The sequence below is a fragment of the Caballeronia sp. LZ035 genome (assembly GCF_031451175.1).
Classification (GTDB): domain Bacteria; phylum Pseudomonadota; class Gammaproteobacteria; order Burkholderiales; family Burkholderiaceae; genus Caballeronia.
The window spans coordinates 2,072,754-2,095,347 of sequence record NZ_JARUXS010000001.1 but is presented as its reverse complement, the minus strand read 5'-3'; the positions used below and the strand labels follow the sequence as shown (position 1 = coordinate 2,095,347).

The window sequence follows — 22,594 nt, the reverse complement described above, 5'->3', positions numbered from 1 at the left end:
TGCATCGGGCATCAACGACGGCGCAGCGGCGGTCGTGGTGATGTCGGCGAAGAAGGCGGAAGCGCTGGGCCTGACGCCGCTGGCGCGCATCAAGGCGTATGCGAACGCGGGCGTGAGCCCGAAGATCATGGGCATGGGTCCGGTGCCGGCCTCAAAGCGCTGTCTGGAGCGCGCGGGCTGGAGCGTCAACGACCTGGACCTGATGGAAATCAACGAGGCCTTCGCGGCGCAGGCGCTGGCGGTGCATCAGCAGATGGGCTGGGATCAGTCGAAGATCAACGTGAACGGCGGGGCGATCGCGATCGGACATCCGATCGGCGCATCGGGCTGCCGGATTCTGGTGACGCTGCTGCACGAGATGCAGAAGCGCGATGCGAAGAAGGGTCTGGCGTCGCTGTGTATCGGCGGCGGCATGGGCGTGGCGCTGGCGCTCGAACGTCCGTAAGCGGGACGCGCAGCAACGCGGCACGCAGGGCAGGACTGGGAAGGATTGGCGGGCGGCATGGAGATCGTGGTCCGCATAACGAAAATGGAGTGAGGAATGACGAAGCGCATAGCGTATGTAACCGGCGGCATGGGCGGCATCGGCACCAGCATCTGCCAGCGTCTGCTCAAGGACGGCTTCACGGTGGTCGCGGGCTGCGGCCCGAACTCGCCGCGCCGGGTGAAATGGCTGGAAGACCAGAAGGCGCTCGGCTTCGACTTCATTGCCTCGGAAGGCAACGTCGGCGACTGGGAATCGACCAAGAACGCATTCGACAAGGTCAAGGCCGAAGTCGGCGAAGTCGACGTGCTGGTCAACAATGCGGGCATCACGCGTGACGTCGTGTTCCGCAAGATGACGCATGAAGACTGGACGGCGGTCATCGACACCAACCTGACGAGCCTGTTCAACGTGACCAAGCAGGTCATCGACGGCATGGTGGAGCGGGGTTTTGGCCGCATCATCAACATTTCGTCGGTGAACGGGCAGAAGGGGCAGTTCGGCCAGACCAACTACTCGACCGCCAAGGCCGGCATTCACGGCTTCACGATGGCGCTGGCGCAGGAAGTGGCGACCAAGGGCGTGACGGTCAACACGGTGTCGCCGGGTTACATCGGCACGGACATGGTGAAGTCCATCCGGCCGGAAGTGCTGGAGAAGATCGTCGCGACCATTCCGGTGCGGCGTCTGGGCACGCCCGACGAGATCGGCTCGATCTGCGCGTGGCTGGCCTCCGATGAATCGGGCTTCTCGACCGGCGCGGACTTCTCGCTGAACGGCGGCTTGCATATGGGCTGACGGGCGGAGGCTCGTTCGGGTGCCGCGTGTGTTGCGTGCATTGCGTGTACCCGGGCGGGCCGCCACTCGCCGGATTTTTCAACGATGCGGCGAAACATGCAGCAGCGCTTTTTTGCGACGACGCAAGACCTGCTTGCTGCCATCGCAGTAAAGTTTTGCGTTTAAAGGCGTTCAATGACCACTACTACTACAAAGAAATCCGCCGAGCGACTGATCAAGAAGTATCCGAACCGTCGGCTGTATGACACGGAGACGAGCACCTACATCACGTTGTCGGATGTGAAGCAACTCGTGCTCGACCAGGAAGAATTCAAGGTGCTGGACGCGAAGTCCAACGACGACCTCACGCGCAGCATCCTGCTGCAGATCATCCTGGAAGAAGAGAGCGGCGGCCTGCCGATGTTCTCCTCGGTGATGCTGTCGCAAATCATCCGCTTCTACGGCCATGCGATGCAGGGCATGATGGGCACGTACCTGGAGAAGAACATCCAGGCGTTCATCGACATCCAGCAGAAGCTGTCCGAGCAGAGCAAGGGCATCTACGACGGCAACGCGCTGAATCCGGAGGTCTGGTCGCAATTCATGAACATGCAGGCGCCGATGATGCAGGGCATGATGACGAGCTACATCGAGCAGTCGAAGAACATGTTCGTGCAGATGCAGGAGCAGATGCAGTCGCAGGCGAAGACGATGTTCAATACATTTCCGTTTCCGACGCCCACGGGGCCGACGCCGGAGAAGAAGTAGGGGGGCGGTGTGAGGGGCGAGCTTGGGGTCAGCGTCAGCGACGGATGGTTGGGGAAGAAATTTCACAGAAATGCGGTCGCGATTTCGTTGACGCCCGGCGCGGTGCTCCCCTAAGCAAAGCCTACGGTTCAGGCGACGCCTGGAACACTCGTCGGATGGGGAAACCTGGCGACAAATGCGGCCACAGGCCGCCAAGCAGCCACTTCAAGCGGCTGTTTTCACATCCGCGGACGGAATGTGTGAAGTACATCTGCGACATCCACGAGGCGGGAAACAGCGCATCGTTGCCTTCCAGCAAGACCGCACGCCGCCGCTGCTCGTCATTGCAGGGCGGGTTGTGCATCAAGAGGCGCTGACGGACGTCACAGGCGAATTTCCTGCGCTATTCAAGACGGCTCATTTGCGCGATGAGGTCAAGGGCTCCGACTTGCGCAGCGTGTTACGGAAGAATGCGCGTGAGGCGACGATCCAGTTTCGAATCGAATCGCGAGCCAAGCTCACTGCAAAATCGTTCAAGCCCAGGGAGTGCGCTATCAAGAAGGGCACTTCGTGTACTGATTCTGCCCGTCTTCCTGAACCCCCTCGTTTTTCCAACCAAGCCGCTGATAAAAGCCATTCGCTCGGACTTCTGGATTCCGATCAGTCCGCAGCCAGATCTCGCCGCATCCTCGGCTGAATAACCATTGTTCCGCTGCGTTCATGAGCTGCCGGCCCACGCCGATTCCTTCATATTCGGGTCGAACAAACAACGCGAAGATCGTTGCGTCTGCCGCATTGGCCATGGCGAATGCCACAACCTTCCCGGCATCCTCTGCGACCCAGCCGCGTCCTTCACCGGTCAGCATGGCGGCAATCGTCACTGGCGTGATATCCACGGACGCCAGTTCTTCTATGGACATGCGGTTCTCACGGACGCTGGTGCGAACATCGAAAAGCCAGGGCACGTCTTCGACGGTTGCAGCGCGGATCTGTATTGCGGTCCTTCTCATGGTATTCAATGTCGTATTTCAGGTTTTGAGCCTTGCGGATGTAAGCCAGTCTGCACGACAAACGCAGACCGTGTTGTGAAAAAGGGGTTCGTCTTCAGCAAACAGTGTCACAGAGAATGCCTGGGTGATCCTCCCGCCTGGCCCATTCCGCACAATGCACAAGCCCTCCAAACCGCCTCCCCACCGCTCCGATGTAAAATAGTGGATTCGCCCGACGCCTTCGGCCGAGCCCCACAACATCGTATCTCCCCGTGAAAAACTCTTTGGAATCAACTGCCCAGACCCCAGCCCCCAAAATCGGCATGGTGTCCCTCGGCTGCCCGAAAGCCCTCGTCGACTCCGAGCAGATCATCACCCAGCTGCGCGCCGAGGGTTACCAGATCTCCGGCACCTATGACGGTGCGGACCTCGTCGTGGTCAACACCTGCGGCTTCATCGACGAAGCCGTGCAGGAAAGCCTCGACGCCATCGGCGAGGCGCTCTCGGAGAACGGCAAGGTCATCGTGACCGGCTGCCTCGGCGCGAAAAAGAGCGCGAGCGGTGGCGGCCTGATCGAGGAAGTGCATCCGAAGGTGCTCGCGGTCACTGGCCCCCACGCCACCAACGAAGTGATGAACGCGGTGCACACGTATCTGCCCAGGCCGCACGATCCGTTCACCGACCTCGTCCCGCCCGCCGGCATCAAGCTCACGCCGCGCCACTACGCCTATCTGAAAATTTCCGAAGGCTGCAACCACCGCTGCACCTTCTGCATCATCCCGTCGATGCGCGGCGATCTCGTCTCGCGTCCCGTCGCCGAAGTCATGCTCGAAGCCGAGAATCTGTTCAAGTCCGGCGTGAAGGAGCTGCTCGTGATTTCGCAGGACACGAGCGCATACGGCGTCGACGTCAAGTACCGCACCGGCTTCTGGAACGGCAAGCCGCTCAAGACGCGCATGACCGACCTGGTCGGCGCGCTCGGCGAACTCGCCGCCCAGTACGGCGCGTGGGTGCGCCTGCACTACGTCTACCCGTATCCGAGCGTTGACGACGTCATCCCGATGATGGCCGAAGGCCCGCTCAAGGGCCACGTGCTGCCGTATCTCGACGTGCCGTTCCAGCACGCGCATCCCGAGGTGCTCAAGCGCATGAAGCGCCCGGCCAACGCCGAGAAGGTGCTCGAGCGCGTCAGGACGTGGCGCGAAATCTGTCCCGACCTGACCATCCGCAGCACCTTCATCGCAGGCTTTCCGGGCGAAACGGAAGAGCAGTTCCAGACCCTGCTCGACTTCATTGCGGAAGCGGACCTGGACCGCGTTGGCTGCTTTGCGTATTCGCCCGTCGAAGGCGCGAGCGCCAACGAACTCGACGGCGCCTTGCCCGATGAAGTCCGCGAAGAACGCCGCGCGCGCTTCATGGAACTCGCCGAGGAACTGTCGGCGAAGCGCATGAAGAAGAAAGTGGGCAAGACGCTGAGGGTGCTCGTCGATGAAATCGGCACGGATGGCGGCATCGGCCGCACGGCGGCGGATGCGCCGGAAATCGACGGCGTCGTGTACATCGCGCCGGCCACCAAGGCATCGAAGCGCTACAAGGCCGGCGATTTCGTCTCCGTGAAAATCACCGGCGCCGACGGCCACGATCTCTGGGGCGAGGTCTGACATCATGCCGCACACACCGCAGGTGCTCGCCCTCGGCGAGGCGATGATCGAGTTCAACCAGTCACAGCGTGGCCAGCCGGGCTATCTGCAAGGCTACGGCGGCGACGTGTCGAACTTCCTGATCGCGGCGTCGCGGCAGGGCGCCTCGACCGGCTTTGTTTCCGCTGTCGGCAACGATCATTTCGGGCAGTTGCTGCTCGACCTGTGGCGCGCGGAAAACGTCGATACCTCCACGGTGCGCGTCGATCAGGACGCGCCTACGGGCGTGTATTTCGTATCGCACGGCGAGCAGGGGCATCGCTTCGACTACTTGCGCGCGGGCTCGGCGGCGAGCCGCTACGCGCCGTCGCACCTGCCGCTCGACGCCATCGCGACCGCCCGCGTCGTGCATCTGTCGGGCATCAGCCTGGCGATCGGCGTGTCCGCGTGCGATGCCGCGCTCGCCGCCATCGACCACGCGCGCACGCACGGCGTCACGGTCAGTTTCGACACCAATCTGCGCCTCAAGCTGTGGCCGCTCGCCCGCGCCCGCGCGGTGATGCTCGACGCCATCCGTTCGGCCGATATCTGCCTGCCGAGCTGGGACGACGTCACGCTGCTCACGGGCCACGAAGACAAGGACGCGATCGTCGACGCCTTGCTCGCGCTCGGTCCGAAGGTCGTTGCGCTGAAACTGGGCCGCGAGGGCGCGTACATTGCCACGCCCGCCGAGCGGCGCGTGGTGCCCGGCCGCGTGGTGCAGGCGGTCGATGCGACCGGCGCGGGCGACTGCTTCGGTGGCGCGTTCATTGCGCGCATCGTCGCCGGCGACGATCCTTTTGCGGCGGCGCGTTACGCGAACGCCGCGGCGGCGCTGTCCACGCAAGGCTTTGGCGCCGTCGCGCCGATTCCGGACCAGGCAGCGGTGGAGCGCGCGCTGAAAGCCTGAGCCTCAATCCAGCCAAAAACTGCAACAAGCCAACAGCGGAGACGACATGCAACGTGAAGTGGTGGTGGTGAGCGGTGTGCGCACGGCAATCGGCGATTTCGGCGGCGCGCTGAAGGATTTCACACCGACCGATCTCGGCGCGCGCGTCGTGCGCGAGGCGCTGTCCCGCGCGAACGTGCAGGGCGACGAAGTCGGTCATGTGGTGTTCGGCAACGTGATCCAGACCGAGCCGCGCGACCTGTATCTCGCCCGCGTCGCCGCACTCGACGGCGGCGTCACGCAGCACGCGCCCGCGCTCACGGTGAACCGCCTGTGCGGCTCGGGCTTGCAGGCGATCGTATCGGCGTCGCAGAGCATCCTGCTGGGCGATGCGGATGTCGCCATCGGCGGCGGCGCTGAGAGCATGAGCCGCGCGCCCTACATCATGCCCGCCGCGCGTTTCGGCCAGCGCATGGGCGACGCGCGCATCGTCGACATGATGGTCGGCGCGCTGAACGATCCGTTCGACAAGATCCACATGGGCGTGACCGCCGAGAACGTCGCGCGGCAGTTCGGCATCACGCGCGAGATGCAGGACGCGCTCGCGCTCGAATCGCACAAGCGCGCGGCACGCGCCATCGAGGCGGGCTTCTTCAAGGAGCAGATCCTGCCGATCACGCTCGCGTCGAAGAAAGGCGACACAGTGTTCGAGCGCGACGAACACGTGCGCATGAACGCGACTGCCGAGGACTTCGCGAAGCTCAAGCCCGTGTTCGCGAAAGAAAACGGCACGGTGACGGCGGGCAATGCATCCGGCATCAACGACGCCGCGGCGGCCGTCGTGCTGATGGAGCGCAGCGTCGCCGAGAAGCGCGGTGCGAAGCCGCTTGCACGGCTGGTCGCGTATGCGCACGCAGGTGTCGATCCGAAGATCATGGGCATCGGCCCGGTGCCCGCCACGCAGAAGGTGCTGGAGCGCGCGGGCCTGTCCGTCGCGGATCTCGATGTGATCGAGGCCAACGAGGCGTTCGCCGCGCAGGCCTGCGCCGTGTCGCAGGAACTGAAGCTCGATCCCGCCAAGGTCAATCCGAACGGCTCGGGCATTTCACTGGGCCATCCGATTGGCGCTACCGGTGCGCTGATTACCGTTAAGGCGCTGTACGAGTTGCAGCGCATCGGCGGCCGCTATGCGCTCGTGACGATGTGCATCGGCGGCGGGCAAGGCATCGCGGCGATCTTCGAGCGCATCTGAGTCAGCCAATGCGCGATCGAATGACGGACACAAAGGACTCACGGATGACCCACAGCACGTACGCTTCGCGCCTCGTCGCGGCGCTGGCCATCACGGCGGCGCTGACCGCCTGCAACTCGCCGATGCCCGCGGGCGGCTCCGGCGTGTTGCCGCCGGACCAGCGCGAGCCGGCCGGCGCGGATGCGCACGGCGCGCAAGCGGCCATCGCCGAACTGGCGCTGCCGCCGCAAAAGCCGCTGACGCCCAATCCTGAATACGTGCGTTTTCCGCGCTATGTCGGCACGCTGGGCACGCGGCAGATCGAGATGAAGCTCGGCGCGAAGACCGACGACCCTTCCGGCGTACACGGCGAATATCGCTTTGCCGGCAGCCCGAACGTGATTCTCGTGGCGGGCGATCGCGACAGCGACACGCTCGAGATCGAGGAATCGAACGACGGCACGCACATCACCGGCAACTGGGTCGGCAAGTTCGCGCCGGACGGCAGCGTGTCCGGCGAACGCATGAATCCCGACGATTCCAACGGCCAGCCCTTCGAGCTTCGGCCCGCCGTGGCGGGCGCCGGGCTGCCGCCGCTGCCCGGTGGAAATGCCGCGGATGCCGCGAAAGCCCCGGCTGCGCCGTCGCTGGAACCCGCACCGCCCGCGCCGCCGAAGAACAGCGTGGGCGGCACGAGCAACGTCATCATCGGCGAATAGCCTGTCTTGTTTCTCTCATGCCGCCGGCGCGCGCCGGCGGCATCTTCCTTGACCCGTCTCAACACCACGCCATGACCGATTCCCACGACAACGCCCCCGACCGCGATCTGCAAACCCGCATCGTGCAGCCGGAGGACCGCATCACGCCCGGTTTCGAGTCGTTTTCGGTGCCGGTGGCGCGGGCGTCGACGGTCGTGTTCCCCGATCTCGCGACGATGCGCTCGCTCGTCTGGAGCGACGATTCCAAATGGCGCTACGGCCTGCACGGCACGCCGACGACCATCGCGCTCGCGCAGCGCATCGCGGCGATCGAAGGCGGGGAATACGCGCTGTTGCAGCCCTCGGGACTCGCGGCGATTTCGAATGTCTATTTCGGCCTGGTCCGGACGGGCGACCACGTGCTCGTGCCCGACAACGCCTATGGCCCGAACCGCGATCACGCGGACTGGCTGGCCGAGGACTTCGGCATCGAGGTGACGTATTACGACCCGATGATCGGCGCGGGTATCGACACGTTGTTGCGCGCGAATACGAAGCTGGTCTGGCTCGAAGCGCCCGGTTCCGTGACGATGGAAGTGCAGGACGTGCCCGCCATCGCCGCCGCCGCGCGGGCGAAGGGCGTCGTGACGGCTATCGACAACACGTTCTCGGCGGGCCTCGCTTTCAAGCCGTTCGAGCATGGCGTCGATATTTCGGTGCAGGCGCTGACGAAGTATCAATCCGGCGGCAGCGACGTGCTGATGGGCGCGACCATCACGCGCAACCCGGACCTGCACAGCAAGCTGAAGCGCGCGCGCATGCGGCTGGGCGTCGGGGTATCGGCGGATGATGCCTCGCTCGTGTTGCGCAGTCTGCCTTCGATGAAGACGCGTTACGAGGCGCACGACCGCACGGCCTTCGCGCTCGCCACCTGGCTGAAGACGCGCCCGGAAGTCGCCGCCGTGCTGCATCCGGCGCTGCCGGATTGTCCGGGCCACGCGTTCTTCGAGCGCGATTTCAAGGGCGGCGCGGGCGGCCTCTTCTCCATCGTTTTCGACAAGCAATACAGCGCGGCGCAAGTCGATTCGTTCGTCGAGGCGCTCGACTTGTCCTCCATCGGCTGGAGCTGGGGCGGCTCGCACAGCCTCGCGATGCCCTACACCGTCCGCACGATGCGCACGGCATCGGAATGGCCGCATGAAGGCGTGCTGGTGCGCTTTTACATCGGCCTGGAGGCCGAAGCGGACTTGCGCGTCGATCTCGAAGCGGCGCTCGTCAAAGCGTTCGGCTAAAGCAAAACGGCGCCCTTGGGCGCCGTTTCTTCATCACGCGAAAGCCTGAGCGTTCAGAACAAGCGCAGCAAGCCGTCGAGGCCGACGAAGTTGAATGCGAGGCTCGCCGACTCGCGCACGATCGGTTTCGCGCGAAACGCCACCGACAAGCCCGCTTCAGCCATCATTTTCAGATCGTTCGAACCGTCGCCCATGGCGATCGCGCGTTTCGGATCGATACCCAACTGCGCGCAGGTCTCAAGCAGCGTGCGCGCCTTCACATCCGCGTTGACGATTTCGCCGACCACCTTGCCCGTCAGCTTGCCATCGACGATTTCAAGCGTGTTCGCCTGCGTGTAATCGAGGCCGAGACGCGCCTTCAGCCGCTCGGTGAAAAACGTGAAGCCGCCCGACACGAGCAGCGTCTTCAGACCCGCCGCGCGCGCGCCGGCGAGCATGCGCTCGGCGCCCGGCGACAGTTTCAGGCGTTCCTCGTAGACCCGTTCGAGCGCGCTTGCGTCGAGTCCTTTCAACAGCGCGACGCGGCGCGTGAGGCTTTCGTTGAAGTCCTTGATCTCGCCGCGCATCGACGCCTCGGTGATCGCCGCGACTTCCGCCTTCAGCCCGCAGAAATCCGCAATTTCATCGATGCACTCGATCGTGATGAGCGTCGAGTCCATGTCCATCGCGACGAGGCCGAAGTCGGCAAGCGTCGCATCCGGTGCGATAAAGGCGTAGTCGAGCCCGTGCGTGCCGCAATAGGCGTCGATGTCGGGACGTTGCAGCGGATCGGCGCCGGCAAGACGCAGCAACGTGTCATCGACGCGCTGCGGAGCCTGCGAGCGGGCCAGCGCCGCGAGCGGGCGCAGATGCGAATCGGAGATCGGGGCGAGGCTTTGAATGACGAGGTTCATCGAAGGCGAGGGCGTAGGCGAAGGAGACAGTAGACGCGCGAAAGCGCCATTGTACCGGCCGGCTAGCGCCTGCTAACGCTGCACGCTCGCGGGATCGACGTCCCAGTAGGGCGGCTCGCCGAACTGCCCGGCAAGGAAGTCGATGAAGGCCAGCGTCTTCGGCGGCACGAACGCGCGGCTCGGATACACGGCCCAGATCGCCACCGTCTGCGCGAGCGGATAGTCGTCGAGCAGCGTGACGAGTTCGCCGCTCGCGATCAGCGGCGCGACGCTCCACGTCGATTTGAGCCCGATGCCGATGCCCGCCGCCAGCGCATCGCGGATCACCTCGCCGTTGTCGGTGACGAGTCGTCCGGACACGCGTACGTCAATCACGCCGGTGGGCGTGACGAAGCTCCAGTCGCGCTGATCGGCGAGGATCACGCACTCGTGGCGCGCGAGATCGGCCGGATGACGCGGCGTGCCGTGTTGCGCGAGATAGCCGGGCGACGCGCACAGCACGCGGCGGTTGCTCGCAAGCTTCTTCGCGACCAGCGTCGAATCCTTCAGCGCGCCGATGCGGATCGCGAGGTCGATGCCCTCGTCCACGAGATCGACGATCTGGTCGGTCATGCGCAGATCGATGCTCACGCCCGGATACTGGCGCAGGAACGCGGGCATCAGCGGCGAGATGTGCTGACGGCCCAGCGACGAGGGCATGGTCACGCGCAAGCGTCCGTGCGGATGTTCGCGCGCCTGCCCGACGGATGCGCGCGCCGCGTCGGCGGCGTCGAGCAGGCCACGCGCGTGAGCGGCGAAGATCTCGCCTTCCTGGGTCAGCGAGACGCGCCGGGTCGTGCGATGCAGCAGCCGTGCGCCGAGCATGCGCTCCAGCGCTGCAATGCGCGCGCTCGCCACCGCGGGTGACAGCCCGAACTCGCGCGCCGCTGCCGAAAGATTGGCCAGCGCCGCCGCACGCACGAAAAGTCCGACATCGAGCAGATCGAGACGCTCGCGCGGCGCGGCGTCCACAAGAGGATCGCTTGCCATTTGATGGATTTCGCGAAGAATGTTTCAGCGATTATGACGGTTTTCCGGATGCTGCATGCGCCTTACCATGGGCAGCAGTTAACTCACTCAAACGGAGCACCCATGAAAGCCATCGGCCTGACGCGCTACCTTCCGATTTCCGACCCGCAATCGCTGGTCGACATCGAACTCGAACAACCCACGCCCACCGGACGTGATCTGCTCGTGAAGATCGAGGCGATCGCCGTCAATCCCGTCGATACCAAAGTGCGCGCGCCCAAGGACAAGGTCGAATCAGCTCCGCGCGTGCTGGGCTGGGACGCGGCGGGTGTGGTCGCCGCCGTCGGGCCGGAGGCGACGCTGTTCAAGGTCGGCGATCCGGTCTACTACGCCGGCGACATCACCCGGCCCGGCGCGAACAGCGAATTCCATCTGATCGATGAGCGCATCGTCGGCGCGAAGCCGGCCTCGCTCGATTTCAGCTGCGCCGCCGCGCTGCCGCTGACCACCATCACCGCCTGGGAAGCACTGTTCGACCGCCTGGGCGTGTCGGCGGAGGGGAAGGACGCGGGCAAATCGGTGCTGATTGTCGGCGGGGCGGGCGGCGTGGGGTCGATCGGCATCCAGCTTGCCAGGCGCGTTGCCAAGCTCAAGGTGATCGCCACGGCGTCGCGGCCCGAATCGGCCAAATGGGCGCAAGAGCTCGGCGCGGATCACATCGTCGATCACTTCGGCGACATCCCGGCGCAGATGAAGCAGATCGGCTTTCCGCAGGTCGACTACGTGCTCATCTTCAACGACACCGACAAGCACTTCCCGGCCGCCGCCGAAGTCGTCAAGCCGCAGGGCGGCATCTGCACGATCGTCGAGAATGCGCGGCCGCTGCCGGTCGAACTGCTGAAGGCGAAGAGCGCCGCGTTCCACTGGGAGTTCATGTTCACGCGCGCGATGTTCAATACGCCCGACATGATCGAGCAGCACAAGCTGCTGTCGGAAGTGGCGCGGCTGATCGACGCAGGCACGCTGCGCACGACCATCGGACGCGACCTCGGACCTATCAATGCAGCCAACCTGCGCGAGGCGCATCGGCTGCTGGAGGAAGGGCGCACGGTCGGCAAGCTGGTGCTGACCGGTTTCTGAGTCGCCGTTGACAGGTTTTTGACCAGGCGCAAGCCGCCCTCCACGCACTCGGGTTATCCATGACGATGACCCGTCAAGCGTGGCGCTAGACTGAATCCGGTCCGCTGCACGCAAGCCGCGTCCCGGTGCGCAAGCCGCGCCGGATTCATTCACAGCGCCTGTTACGGAGGTGGCGGCATGAATCGTCGTTCGATCGTTCGTCGCATCGTTTCCGTCGCCGCGCTCACGATGATCGCCGCGACCGCCCGGGCCACGCCCGGCATCAAGGTGCTCTCCGAGGCGGCCAATGACGGCCCCATCAAGTACACGGTCAAGATGACCTCGAAGTCCTTCGGCAACGAGCAGGAAACCCGCACCATCCGCTCCGGACAGACCGACGACTTCACCTGGCAAGGCAACGCAGCCGGCGGCGCGCAGGCCGTGCCGGACGGCTGTCCGCAAGCGGCCTCGGTGCCGAAGAGCGCGGACGGCGCGGCGGTGCGGCAGGTGCAGATCCGCTTCGCCCCGATGGTCGGCGACAACGGCACGGCCAACGTGCAGATCAGTTTCCGGGCGTATGCGCCGAAGGGCACCTCGCGCATCACGGTGGGCGGCAAGAGCCTGCAATGTCCGGTGGACAACCGCTTCAGCCAGATCGTGCGCTTCTCCATGCCGACCTCCACCGGTTCCAAAAAGACCGTCACGCTCGACGACGGCACGCAGTTGAGCGTGACCGCGAATCGCAAGTAGACCGCGCGGTGCACATGCCTTTTTGGTCGTCAGATCAGTAAGGCTTACAGATTGCCTGTCGGGCGCCGGATCACACGGCCGACGCCGCGCGCCCGTCCGCCTTGGCATGTTTCCTGCGATTCCATCCGATACCGTGTCGCGCCCGCGCACGGAAATCGCCTCCGCGCCTGGCGCGAGGCGCGTTCATCGACTCTTCCCGACCGCCAAGGTGCCGCGATGCCGCACATGATCTGGAAAGGCGCGATCAGCTTCGGACTGGTCCACGTGCCCGTGCAACTCTATCCCGCGACGCAGTCGGAGAAGGTCGGCTTCAACCTGCTCGACAAGCGCTCGATGGACCCGATCGGCTACAAGCAGATCAACAAGAACACGGGCAAGGAAGTCACGCGCGACAACATCGTGCGCGGCTTCGAGTATGAGAAGGGCAAGTATGTCGTGATGACCGACGCCGAGATTCGCGCTGCCAATCCGGAGTCCACGCAAACGGTCGACATTCTCGCCTTCGTCGACGCCCCCGAGATCTCGTTCCTGTCGCTCGACACGCCTTACTATCTCGCGCCCGACCGCAAGGGCGAAAAGGTCTATGCGCTGCTGCGCGATGCGTTGAAGGACACGGGCAAGGTCGGCATCGCGAGCGTCGTGCTGCACAACAAGCAGCATCTTGCGGCGCTGATTCCGGTGGGGCCGGCGCTGGCCCTCAACACCCTGCGCTGGGGCGACGAAGTCCGCGACTTCGGCGAGTTCAAGTTCCCCGACGAAGACACGAAGAAGGCCGGCGTGACGCCCAAGGAACTGGAGATGGCCAAGCGGCTCATCGACGACATGAGCGACAGCTGGGATCCGACGAAATATCACGACACCTTCAAGGACGACATCCTGGCGCTCGTCGACAAGAAAGTGAAGCAAGGCAAGGTGGCCGAGGTGATGAAGGTGGAAGAGGGCGGCGAACAGAAGTCGTCGGCCGATATTCTCGACTTGTCCGAACTGCTCAAGCGCAGTCTCAAGAAAGGTGGCGCACCGGCGAAACGCGGCAAGGCAGCGGCAGCGGCCACGGACAAAGCCGATGAAGAGGACGATTCGGGCGAGGAAGCCGCGCGTCCGGCGCGCAAGACCGCGCGCCGCAAGCGTGCTTGAAGCATGCCTGAAGCGCTTTTGTATCGCACCTGACACCGCGAACCCACGACGATGGCCGGCAAACTCGACACCTATCAACGCATGCGCGCGTTCGACAAGACGCCGGAGCCGTCCGGCGCCGCGAAGCGCGCCGCGCGGGCCCGCAAGATAGCTAAGCGACCTGCAACGTCCGCCTTGTCCTTTGTCATTCAGGAACACGATGCGCGCCGTCTGCACTATGACTTCCGCCTTGAACTCGACGGCACGCTCAAGTCCTGGGCGGTGCCGAAGGGACCGAGTCTCGATCCGTCCGTGAAGCGGCTGGCGGTGCATGTCGAGGATCATCCGCTCGACTACGGTTCGTTCGAAGGCGAGATCCCCGAGGGCAACTACGGCGCGGGCAGCGTCATCGTGTGGGATCGCGGTACGTGGGCGCCGCAGTCGGGCAGCATCGCGGATGCGCAGCGCGAATACGAGAAGGGCAAGCTCAAGTTCACGCTCGACGGCGAGAAACTGCAGGGCGGCTTTACGCTCGTGAAAAGCCACATGCGCGGCAGCGGCGACAAGGAGCAATGGCTGCTCATCAAGGAGCGCGACGACACGGCGCGTCCGGAGGGCGAGTACGACGTGCTTCTGAAAAGGCCGGGCAGCGTGATGTCGGATGCACCCGGCGCGCGCGGCAAGGATGGCGCGCTGCTCGAACGTGCCGAGCGCAAGACGGCGGCGAAGAAGACGCCCGCGCGCAAGAAGACCTCTGCCGCGAAGGCGAACGGCCACGATCATCCCGACATCGTCGCGACGCGCAGCGCGGAATCGTTGCGCACCTTGTCGCACGAACCCGCCATCGAGGGCGCGGTCAAGGCGAAGCTGCCCGCCACGTTCAAGCCGCAGCTCGCGACGCTCGTCGATGCCGCGCCGTCAGGAGATGACTGGGCCTACGAGATCAAGTTCGACGGCTATCGGGTGCTGGCGCGCATCGACACGGTGAAGGGCAAACGCCGCATCGCGATCTTCACGCGCAACGGCAACGACTGGACCGCGAAATTCCCGAAGCAGGTTCAGGCGCTGGAACAACTGGAGATCGAGAGCGGCTGGCTCGACGGCGAAGCCGTGGTGCTCGACGCGCGCGGACTGCCCGACTTTCAGGCGCTGCAGAACGCGTTCGACGCGGGCCGGCCGCAGGACATCGTCGTGTACTTCTTCGACGTGCCCTGGCTCAACGGCTATGACCTGCGCAACGTGCCGCTCGTGCAGCGCCGCGCGCTGCTGAAGGCGCTCGTCGAACCGGCGGACGATCCGGTGCTGCGCTATTCGCAGGACTTCGCGTTCCAGGCCGACGATCTGCTGAAGAGCGCATGCGACATGGCGCTCGAAGGCATCATCGGCAAGCGCATGGACAGCGGCTATGTGTCGGGGCGCGGCAACGCGTGGATCAAGCTCAAGTGCCGGCGGCGGCAGGAATTCGTGATCGGCGGTTATTCGGAACCGGCGGGCAGTCGCGGGCAGTTCGGCGCGCTGCTGCTCGGCGTGTATGACACGCACGGCAAGCTGCAGTATGCGGGCCGCGTGGGCACCGGTTTCGATCACGCGCTGCTCGTCGCGGTGAAGAAGGAACTCGACAAGCGCGAAACGAAGCGCATGCCCTTCGCGAGCGAGCCGCAGGAGCGCAGCCGGACGCCCGTGCATTGGGTGAAGCCCGAACTCGTGGCCGAATGCAATTTCGCGGAATGGACCAAGGAGCGCATCGTGCGACAAGCATCGTTCGTCAGTCTGCGTGACGACAAACCCGCGCGGCAGATCGTCAAGGAAGAGCCGGTTGCGGCCGGCAAGGCGGCGTCGAAGGCCGCCACGAAGAAGACAGCCACGAAGACCGCAGCGACAAAGACCGCCGCAACGAAGAAGACCAAACCCGCTTCGGCCGAAGTCGAAGGCGTGAAGATCAGCCACCCGGACCGCGTGATCGACAAGTCCAGCGGCTCGCGCAAGATCGACGTGGTCGAGTACTACGCCAGCGTCGCCGAATGGATGCTGCCGCATCTAAAGGATCGCCCCGTGTCGCTCGTGCGCGCACCCGAGGACATTGGCGGCGAACTGTTCTTCCAGAAGCACAGCGCCAAGCTTGCCATTCCCCATATCAAGCAGCATCCCGACATCGATCCCGGTCATCCGCCGCTGCTCACGATCGAATCGGCCGGCGCGCTCGCGGGCTGTGCGCAGATGGGCACCATCGAATTGCATACCTGGAACGCGCTGGCGTCGAACCTCGAAAAGCCGGACCGCATGGTGTTCGATCTCGACCCGGGCGAAGGCGTCGGCTGGGACCGGATGATCGAGGCGGCGCGCCTCACGAAGGAGCTGCTCGCCGAGCTGGGCCTCGAATCGTTCTGCAAGACGAGCGGCGGCAAGGGCTTCCATGTGATCGTGCCGCTCGTCAAGCAGGCCGGCTGGGACGACGTCAAGGACTTCTCGCAAGGCGTCGCGCAGCACATGGCGAGCACGCTGCCCAAGCTCTTCTCCGCGAAGATGGGCATGCAGAACCGCAAGGGCAAGATCTTCATCGACTATCTGCGCAACAACCGCGGCTCGAGCACGGTGGCGGCGTTCTCGCTGCGCGCGCGGCCGGGGCTCGGCGCATCGATGCCGATTGCCTGGGACGAACTCGACGACGTGACGAGCGGCGATCAATGGAACATCGGCAATGCGCACGAACGGCTCGACGGATTGAAACACGATCCGTGGGCCGGCTACGACAAGGCGCGCAAGCGCCTGAGCGCCGAGATGAAGAAGCGCCTGGGCTTGAACGGCGCGCGCAAGTGAAGCTATCGACAGGAGACGATCATGAAGCAGTCGAACAAGGAACCCGCAAGCGCACCCGAACGCGGCCGCGAGGTGTCGAGCAGCGATCGCGAGACCCGGACGCGCGACGATGCCGCGAACGCGCCGCTGCCTCATGAAGCGGACCAGAACGTCGAATCGCAGCATGAGCACGATCCGCGGGAGGTCGGCAAGCAGGCGCACGAGGATCTGGAACGCGGGCTCGTCGATACGGACCGGCGCGGCGGCGACGACTATCAACGTGACACCCAGCAAGACGAGCACGCCAACGTCAATAGCGGTGATCACCGGTCGCGCAAGCCGTGAAAAAAATGTGAACCGGACGGTGAATCGTTCCGGCAACTGCGCTGCGGATTGCATGTGCACGCTGGCTTTGCATGGCAGCAGCGAAGCCGGATGCGTAGAATGACTCTTTTTTAAACGGGCGCTTTCGCGTCAGGTTCGCGGCAGCGTGTGCGGTGCGATTTCTACCGACGCCCACGCTGAACGATGCACCCAAACCGGTAAGCCCTGCCGATACCCGCAGCATTCGTCCGCCTCGCGGTCCTTAAGCCCACTCATCGCAACATGCAATCCGACCTTCTGTCCCGCTTGAAGAACGAAACCGCCGCGTGTCATGCGCGGCTCGAGAATGCGCTCGACCTGATGCGGGACGATCTGCAACGCGACGAGTACATCGCGCTGCTCGAACGATTCTATGGCTATGTTGCACCGTGGGAGGACGCGGCGGCCGCGTGCCTGCCGGCCACGTTGTCGGTGTTCTTCGACGAACGTCGCAAGGCGCCGCTGCTGGCCGCCGATCTCGCCGCGCTTACCGGCGAGCGCCGGCCGGTCGGCTCGGTGCCGCAGGCCGACACACGCTACGACCTGCCGCGCCTGCACAATCTGGGCGATGCGTTCGGCTCCATGTACGTGATGGAGGGCAGCACGCTCGGCGGCCGCTTTATCGCGCCGCATGTCGCGCAGCGTCTGGATCTCGAGCAGGGCCTGGGCAACGCTTATTTCGACGGCTACGGCGCGCGCACCGGCAGCATGTGGAACGCGTTTCGCGAAACGGCCGCGGCTTCCGTGCCCGCGGATCAGCATGACGACGCGGTGAAGGCCGCCATCGGCACGTTCGAGAGCCTGAAGTCCTGGCTGTGTCCAGAAGCGGCTGGTGTCGATGCGATGCCGCCGGTGCCGGGAGCCGTCACATGAGCGAGACGGACAGCGGACCCGGCGGTTCACCGGCACAGGCTACCGGCACGTATGGGCCGCCGGACGCCGAGGCACGCCGGCTCACGCTCAGTTCGGGCGTCGCGAGCAAGGATTGCGACGCCGAACCGATCCACGTCCCTGGCGGCATCCAGCCGCATGGTTATCTGCTCGCGCTCGCCGACGATCTCCGCATCGTGCAGGCCAGCGACAACCTGCCCGCGCTGACGGGCACACCGCTGGATACGCTGCTCGGCCAGCCGCTTGCCGTGGCGCTCGGCGAGGCCGCTGCGCAGCGCATCGCGCAGGTAGCCAGCATGGCGGCGCTGGAAGATTCGCCGCTGTATGTCGGACCGGTCGAGCTGACGTCCACGCCCGCCGGCCCCGCGCGTCTCGATGTCACGCTGCATCGGCACGACGGCACCCTGATCGTCGAGATGGAAGCGGCGGCGGCAAGCGGCGACACGTTCGCCGCCATGTATCCGCTCGTGCGCACCTTCGCGCGTGGCCTGCAGGACGCGGCAAGCGTCGAGGAACTGGCCGAGCTCGCGGTGCGCGAGGTGCGTCAGATCACGGGCTTTGGCCGCGTGATGCTCTACAGCTTCGATGAGGAAGGCCGCAGCCACGTGCTCGCGGAAGATCGCGACGAGGACTACGCGTCGTTCCTGCACCAGTTCTTTCCGGCCTCCGACATTCCGCGCCAGGCGCGCGCGCTGTATCTGAAGAACCGCATCCGCCTGGTTGCCGACGTCAACTACACGCCCGCGCGCCTCGTGCCGGACGTGAACCCGCTCACGGGCCGTCCCACCGACCTGACCTATTCCACGCTGCGCAGCTTCTCGCCGGTGCATCTCGAATACATGCGCAACATGAACACGCATGCGTCGATGTCGGTGTCGATCATCGTGCGGGGCCGCTTGTGGGGCCTCGTCTCGTGCCACGACCACGCGCCGCGCAGGGTGCCGTTCAACACGCGCGTTGCGGTCGAGCATCTCGGCAACATGCTGTCGCTGCAGATCGAGGCGAAGGAAGAACGCGCCGAAGGCGAATATCTCACCGACCTGCGTCGTACCATGAGCCGTCTGATCGCCTCGATGGGCGAGCACGAGCGCTTCGTGACCGGACTCCAGTCTGTGCCGGCCGACATGCTGAACTTCGTCCGTTCAGCCGGCGCGGCCATCGTGTTCGACGACCAGGTGACGCTGCTCGGCGTCACCCCCGACGAAGACACGGTGCGCGCGCTCACGCACTGGCTCGCGGAACATACCAGCGGCGTCTGGGCGACCGATTCCCTGGCGCACCAGTGGCCACCGGCGAAGGCGCTCGAGGACCGTGCGTGCGGCGTGCTGGCGGTGCCGGTGTCGCAGATTTTCCGCAACTATCTGCTATGGTTCAGGCCCGAGGTGATGCAGACCATCAAGTGGGCGGGCGAGCCGGTGAAGATCGAGGACGCGGCCGGTGCGAGCGCGCCACGCACCAGCTTCTCGCCGTGGCTCGAAACCGTGCGCGGGCATTCGAAGGTCTGGCGGGCGAGCGAGATCGAAATCGCGAGCGAGCTGCGCGGCGCGTTGTTGAACATCGTGCTGCGGCGCGCGGAAGAGCGTGCGGCGCTCGCCACCGAACTCACGCGCGCCAACAAGGAACTGGAAGCGTTTTCCTATTCGGTGTCGCACGACCTGCGCGCGCCGCTGCGCCATATCGCCGGTTACGGCGACCTGCTGCGCGAGCAGGAAGGCGAGCGCATGTCGGAGAAAAGCCGGCGCTTTCTCAACAACATGCTGGATTCGGCGCGCTTCGCGGGTACGCTCGTCGACGATCTCCTGACCTTTTCGCAGATGGGCCGCGCCGCGCTGCGCCCGGCGCCGGTGGATCTCGGCATGCTGGTGCGCTCGGTCGTGCAGGAGTTCGAGCAGGAGGTGTCGGGACGCGATATCGAATGGGTGATCGGCGAGTTGCCGCGCGTCACCGGCGACGCGGCATTCCTGCAACTGGCGGTGCGCAACCTGCTGTCGAATGCGGTGAAATATACGAGAACGCGGGAATCGGCGAAAATCGAGGTATTCGCCAGCCGCAGCGGCGAGGAATACATCATCGGCGTCCGGGATAACGGTGTCGGCTTCGACATGAAGTACGGCGCCAAGCTGTTCGGCGTGTTCCAGCGCCTGCATCGCGCGGAAGAGTTCGAAGGCACGGGCATCGGACTCGCGAATGTGCGGCGCATCATCGAACGGCACGAAGGGCGGACCTGGGCCGAAGGGCGCCCGGGGCAGGGCGCGGTATTCTATTTCTCGCTGCCGGTGGTGTTCCACAGCGTCGGCGCCGCGCAAGGTGCGAAGGGAACCCGCAATACCCACGGCACGTCAGCAACGAAGTCACGAAGAGACCATGCTTAAACCGATATTACTTGTCGAAGACAATCCGAACGACCTCGAGCTCACACTCGTCGCGCTCGACAAGAGCCAGCTCGCCAACGAGGTGATCGTGGCACGTGACGGCCAGGAAGCCGTCGACTATCTCACGTCCGAAGGCGACTGGAAGTCGCGTACGCCGGGCAATCCCGCCGTCATTCTGCTGGACCTGAAGCTGCCGAAGATCGACGGCCTGGAAGTGCTCGACATGGTTCGCTCGAATGCGACGCTCAAGAGCATTCCGGTCGTCATGCTGACCTCGTCGCGCGAAGAGCAGGATCTGATTCGCAGCTACGAACTCGGCGTGAACGCGTATGTGGTGAAACCGGTCGAGTTCGGCGAGTTTGTCGAGGCGATCAGCGACCTCGGCGTGTTCTGGGCCGTGCTCAACGAGCCGCCGCCGGGCTCCACGCGCCTGCGCCGCCCGCCCAACGCGCAATGAGCGCAGCGACCCTGTCCGCGGTGTTCCGCCGCTTCGCGCACCCGTCCCCGCACCCGACTTCCGGCGAGGACGTCTAGATCATGCAGCCCCTGCATCTGCTGCTCGTCGAAGACAACGCACTCGATGCGGAGCTGACGATCGCCCAGCTCGAGCGCGCGGACTACGCGGTCGAGGCGTCGATCGTCTATGACGCCGCGGCGTTTGTTGCCGAACTCGAGAAGAAGCGTTTCGACGTGATCCTCGCCGATTTCGTGATGCCCACGTTCTCGGGCATCGAGGCGCTGACGATCGCGAGCGAGCGCACGCCAGACACGCCGTTCATCTTCGTGTCGGGGCTGCTCGGCGAGGAACATGCAGTCGACATGCTGAAGCGCGGCGCGACCGACTACGTGCTGAAGCAGCGCCTTCAGCGCCTGCCCGCCGTCGTGCGCCGCGCCATGCGCGAAAGCGCCGAACGGGCGCAGCGCATCGCTGTGGAACGCGCGCTGCGTGAGACCGAAACCCATTTCCGCCTGCTGATCGACGCGCTCAAGGACTACGCCGTCATCACGCTCGACCCGGAAGGGCGGATCCGCACCTGGAACGCGGCATCGGAACGCATTCTCGGTTTTCCCGCGCAGGACGTGCTCGGCCAGTCGGCGGATATCTTCTATAGCCAGGAAGACCGCGAGACCGGCGTGTTCGATGCTGAACTGAACACCGCGCGCCGCGAAGGCAGTGCGAGCGACGACCGCTGGCTGTGGCGCAAGGATGGCCATTCGTTCTTCGCGTCGGGCGTGACCACCGCGATCCGCAGCGAGCATGACGAACTGATCGGCTTCTCGAAGATCGTGCGCGACGCCACCGACGCTCACATGGCCGCCGATGCGCTGCGTCTCGCGAAGGATCAGGCCGAATCGGCCAACCGCGCGAAGGACCATTTTCTGGCGGTGCTGTCGCACGAACTGCGCACGCCGCTCACGCCGATCCTTGCTGCCGTGCGCCTGCTCGAAATGAAGCATGCGCTGCCGCGCGAGGCGCATCCGACGCTCGACCTGATCCGCCGCAACGTCGAACTGGAAGCGCGCCTGATCGACGATCTGCTCGACCTCACGAGCATCGCGCGCGGCAAGCTCTCGCTGAATTTTGCCAACGTCGCGCTGGACACGCTGCTGACGAGCGCGCTCGACATGTCCGAAGCCGACCTGCGCGCCAAGGGTCTCACGCTCAAGACGAGCTTCGACGCCGGCCGCTTCGTCGTGCTGGGTGACGCCGCACGTTTGCAGCAGATCGTCTGGAACCTGATGAAGAACGCGGTGAAGTTCACCCCGGCGAATGGCCGCATCGAGGTGCGTACCTGGAACCCGGACCCCGCGACCATTTCGGTTTCCGTGACGGACAGCGGCATCGGCATCAGCGCCGAGGCGCTGCCACGCATCTTCTCGGCGTTCGAACAGGCCGATGACTCCATCACCCGTTCGTTCGGCGGCCTGGGGCTGGGCCTGGCGATCGCCAGTACGCTCGCGCAGAAGCATGGCGGCACGCTGTCGGCCTACAGCGAAGGGCGCGACAGGGGCGCGCGCTTCACCCTCACGCTGCCGCTCGCGCGCGTGCAGCCCGAGCATGAGGACACGCCGCGCGTCGAGGCGGCGCAGCAGGAACACAGCCGCGCGCTGAGAGTCTTGCTGGTGGAGGACAACGAGCAGACGTCCTCCGCCATGGCCGAAGTGCTGGAAATGCTGGGGCACCAGGTGACTGTCGCCATCACGGTGGCGGAGGCGATCGGACACGCGAAGCGCGCGTCGTTCGATCTGCTGGTCAGCGATATCGGCCTGCCGGACGGCAGCGGACTCGACATCGCGCGGGCCTGGACGAGCCTGCAACCCGACAAGCCTGCCGTCGCCATCACGGGCTATGGCATGGACGAGGACATTCGCCGTTGCCGCGAAGCGGGCTTCCTCGATCATCTGACCAAGCCGGTGAATTTCTCGCGGCTCGAAGGCCTGATTCAATCGCTCGCCGAGCAATCTTCCAAATAGGCTATTGAGGCGTCCCGGCGCGGCGTGA

The 22,594-nt window shown here is 65.0% G+C and carries 19 protein-coding genes and 1 pseudogene; 17 read left to right on the top strand and 3 right to left on the bottom strand.

Annotated elements, in window-relative coordinates; all coding sequences use genetic code 11:
- From QCE88_RS09930 to phaR, 3 genes and pseudogenes are all read left to right on the top strand, one after another.
- Positions 1-445: pseudogene (locus QCE88_RS09930) on the top strand (acetyl-CoA C-acetyltransferase); the annotation flags it as partial.
- Between the two features lie 96 nt (positions 446-541).
- The gene (locus tag QCE88_RS09925) at positions 542-1,282 is read left to right on the top strand and encodes a 3-ketoacyl-ACP reductase (protein ID WP_309901423.1); all 741 of its coding nucleotides are present in this window, start codon (positions 542-544) and stop codon (positions 1,280-1,282) included.
- Between the two features lie 174 nt (positions 1,283-1,456).
- The gene (phaR, locus tag QCE88_RS09920; RefSeq protein WP_309901421.1) at positions 1,457-2,029 is read left to right on the top strand and encodes a polyhydroxyalkanoate synthesis repressor PhaR; all 573 of its coding nucleotides are present in this window, start codon (positions 1,457-1,459) and stop codon (positions 2,027-2,029) included.
- A 533-nt stretch (positions 2,030-2,562) separates the two neighbouring features.
- Here the strand turns inward: phaR and QCE88_RS09915 are convergent.
- Entirely contained in the window at positions 2,563-3,018 is a 456-nt protein-coding gene (locus tag QCE88_RS09915; RefSeq protein ID WP_309901420.1) for a GNAT family N-acetyltransferase, read from the bottom strand.
- Between the two features lie 302 nt (positions 3,019-3,320).
- Between QCE88_RS09915 and rimO the strand changes: the two genes are divergently transcribed.
- From rimO to QCE88_RS09890, 5 genes are all read left to right on the top strand, one after another.
- The gene (rimO, locus tag QCE88_RS09910; RefSeq protein WP_309901417.1) at positions 3,321-4,658 is read left to right on the top strand and encodes a 30S ribosomal protein S12 methylthiotransferase RimO; all 1,338 of its coding nucleotides are present in this window, start codon (positions 3,321-3,323) and stop codon (positions 4,656-4,658) included.
- Positions 4,659-4,662: 4 nt separating this feature from the next.
- Positions 4,663-5,586, top strand: a complete 924-nt coding sequence (locus tag QCE88_RS09905) for a sugar kinase (RefSeq protein WP_309901416.1) — start codon at positions 4,663-4,665, stop codon at positions 5,584-5,586.
- A 46-nt stretch (positions 5,587-5,632) separates the two neighbouring features.
- Positions 5,633-6,817 carry a beta-ketothiolase BktB gene (gene bktB, locus QCE88_RS09900; protein WP_309901414.1) on the top strand — a complete coding sequence of 395 codons (1,185 nt, stop codon included), beginning with the start codon at positions 5,633-5,635 and terminating at the stop codon, positions 6,815-6,817.
- 44 nt (positions 6,818-6,861) lie between these two features.
- Positions 6,862-7,515: a hypothetical protein gene (locus tag QCE88_RS09895; protein ID WP_309901412.1), complete on the top strand. Its 654-nt coding sequence runs from the start codon at positions 6,862-6,864 to the stop codon at positions 7,513-7,515.
- A 71-nt stretch (positions 7,516-7,586) separates the two neighbouring features.
- On the top strand, positions 7,587-8,786 hold the full coding sequence (locus QCE88_RS09890; protein WP_309901410.1) for a cystathionine beta-lyase: 1,200 nt from the start codon (positions 7,587-7,589) through the stop codon (positions 8,784-8,786).
- A gap of 53 nt (positions 8,787-8,839) precedes the next feature.
- Here the strand turns inward: QCE88_RS09890 and serB are convergent, their stop codons facing one another.
- A complete protein-coding gene (gene serB, locus QCE88_RS09885; protein ID WP_309901408.1) occupies positions 8,840-9,679 on the bottom strand; it encodes a phosphoserine phosphatase SerB in 840 nt (279 codons plus the stop codon).
- Positions 9,680-9,751: 72 nt separating this feature from the next.
- Complete coding sequence (locus QCE88_RS09880; protein ID WP_309901406.1) at positions 9,752-10,708, bottom strand: LysR family transcriptional regulator; 957 nt, start codon at positions 10,706-10,708, stop codon at positions 9,752-9,754.
- A 102-nt stretch (positions 10,709-10,810) separates the two neighbouring features.
- Here QCE88_RS09880 and QCE88_RS09875 point away from each other — a divergent pair, with 102 nt between their 5' ends.
- The 9 genes from QCE88_RS09875 (at position 10,811) to QCE88_RS09835 (ending at position 22,566) form a co-directional block, all read left to right on the top strand.
- The gene (locus tag QCE88_RS09875; RefSeq protein WP_309901404.1) at positions 10,811-11,827 is read left to right on the top strand and encodes a zinc-binding alcohol dehydrogenase family protein; all 1,017 of its coding nucleotides are present in this window, start codon (positions 10,811-10,813) and stop codon (positions 11,825-11,827) included.
- Positions 11,828-12,004: 177 nt separating this feature from the next.
- A complete protein-coding gene (locus QCE88_RS09870; RefSeq protein WP_309901402.1) occupies positions 12,005-12,556 on the top strand; it encodes a DUF6013 family protein in 552 nt (183 codons plus the stop codon).
- A gap of 216 nt (positions 12,557-12,772) precedes the next feature.
- Complete coding sequence (locus tag QCE88_RS09865) at positions 12,773-13,690, top strand: Ku protein (protein WP_309901400.1); 918 nt, start codon at positions 12,773-12,775, stop codon at positions 13,688-13,690.
- Between the two features lie 51 nt (positions 13,691-13,741).
- Positions 13,742-16,486 carry a DNA ligase D gene (gene ligD / locus QCE88_RS09860; protein ID WP_309901398.1) on the top strand — a complete coding sequence of 915 codons (2,745 nt, stop codon included), beginning with the start codon at positions 13,742-13,744 and terminating at the stop codon, positions 16,484-16,486.
- A gap of 21 nt (positions 16,487-16,507) precedes the next feature.
- Positions 16,508-16,810 (top strand): hypothetical protein, encoded by a 303-nt coding sequence (locus tag QCE88_RS09855; protein WP_309901396.1) that lies wholly within the window; start codon positions 16,508-16,510, stop codon positions 16,808-16,810.
- Positions 16,811-17,071: 261 nt separating this feature from the next.
- Entirely contained in the window at positions 17,072-17,701 is a 630-nt protein-coding gene (locus QCE88_RS09850) for a biliverdin-producing heme oxygenase (RefSeq protein WP_309901394.1), read from the top strand.
- Entirely contained in the window at positions 17,698-20,091 is a 2,394-nt protein-coding gene (locus QCE88_RS09845) for an ATP-binding protein (RefSeq protein ID WP_309901392.1), read from the top strand. The genes QCE88_RS09850 and QCE88_RS09845 overlap by 4 nt, the downstream gene beginning before the upstream one ends.
- Positions 20,084-20,548, top strand: coding sequence for a response regulator (locus QCE88_RS09840; protein WP_309901390.1), 465 nt, complete (start codon positions 20,084-20,086; stop codon positions 20,546-20,548). Before QCE88_RS09845 ends, QCE88_RS09840 begins: the two co-directional genes overlap by 8 nt.
- An 80-nt stretch (positions 20,549-20,628) precedes the next feature.
- A complete protein-coding gene (locus tag QCE88_RS09835; RefSeq protein ID WP_309901388.1) occupies positions 20,629-22,566 on the top strand; it encodes a response regulator in 1,938 nt (645 codons plus the stop codon).
- Positions 22,567-22,594 lie beyond the last annotated feature (28 nt).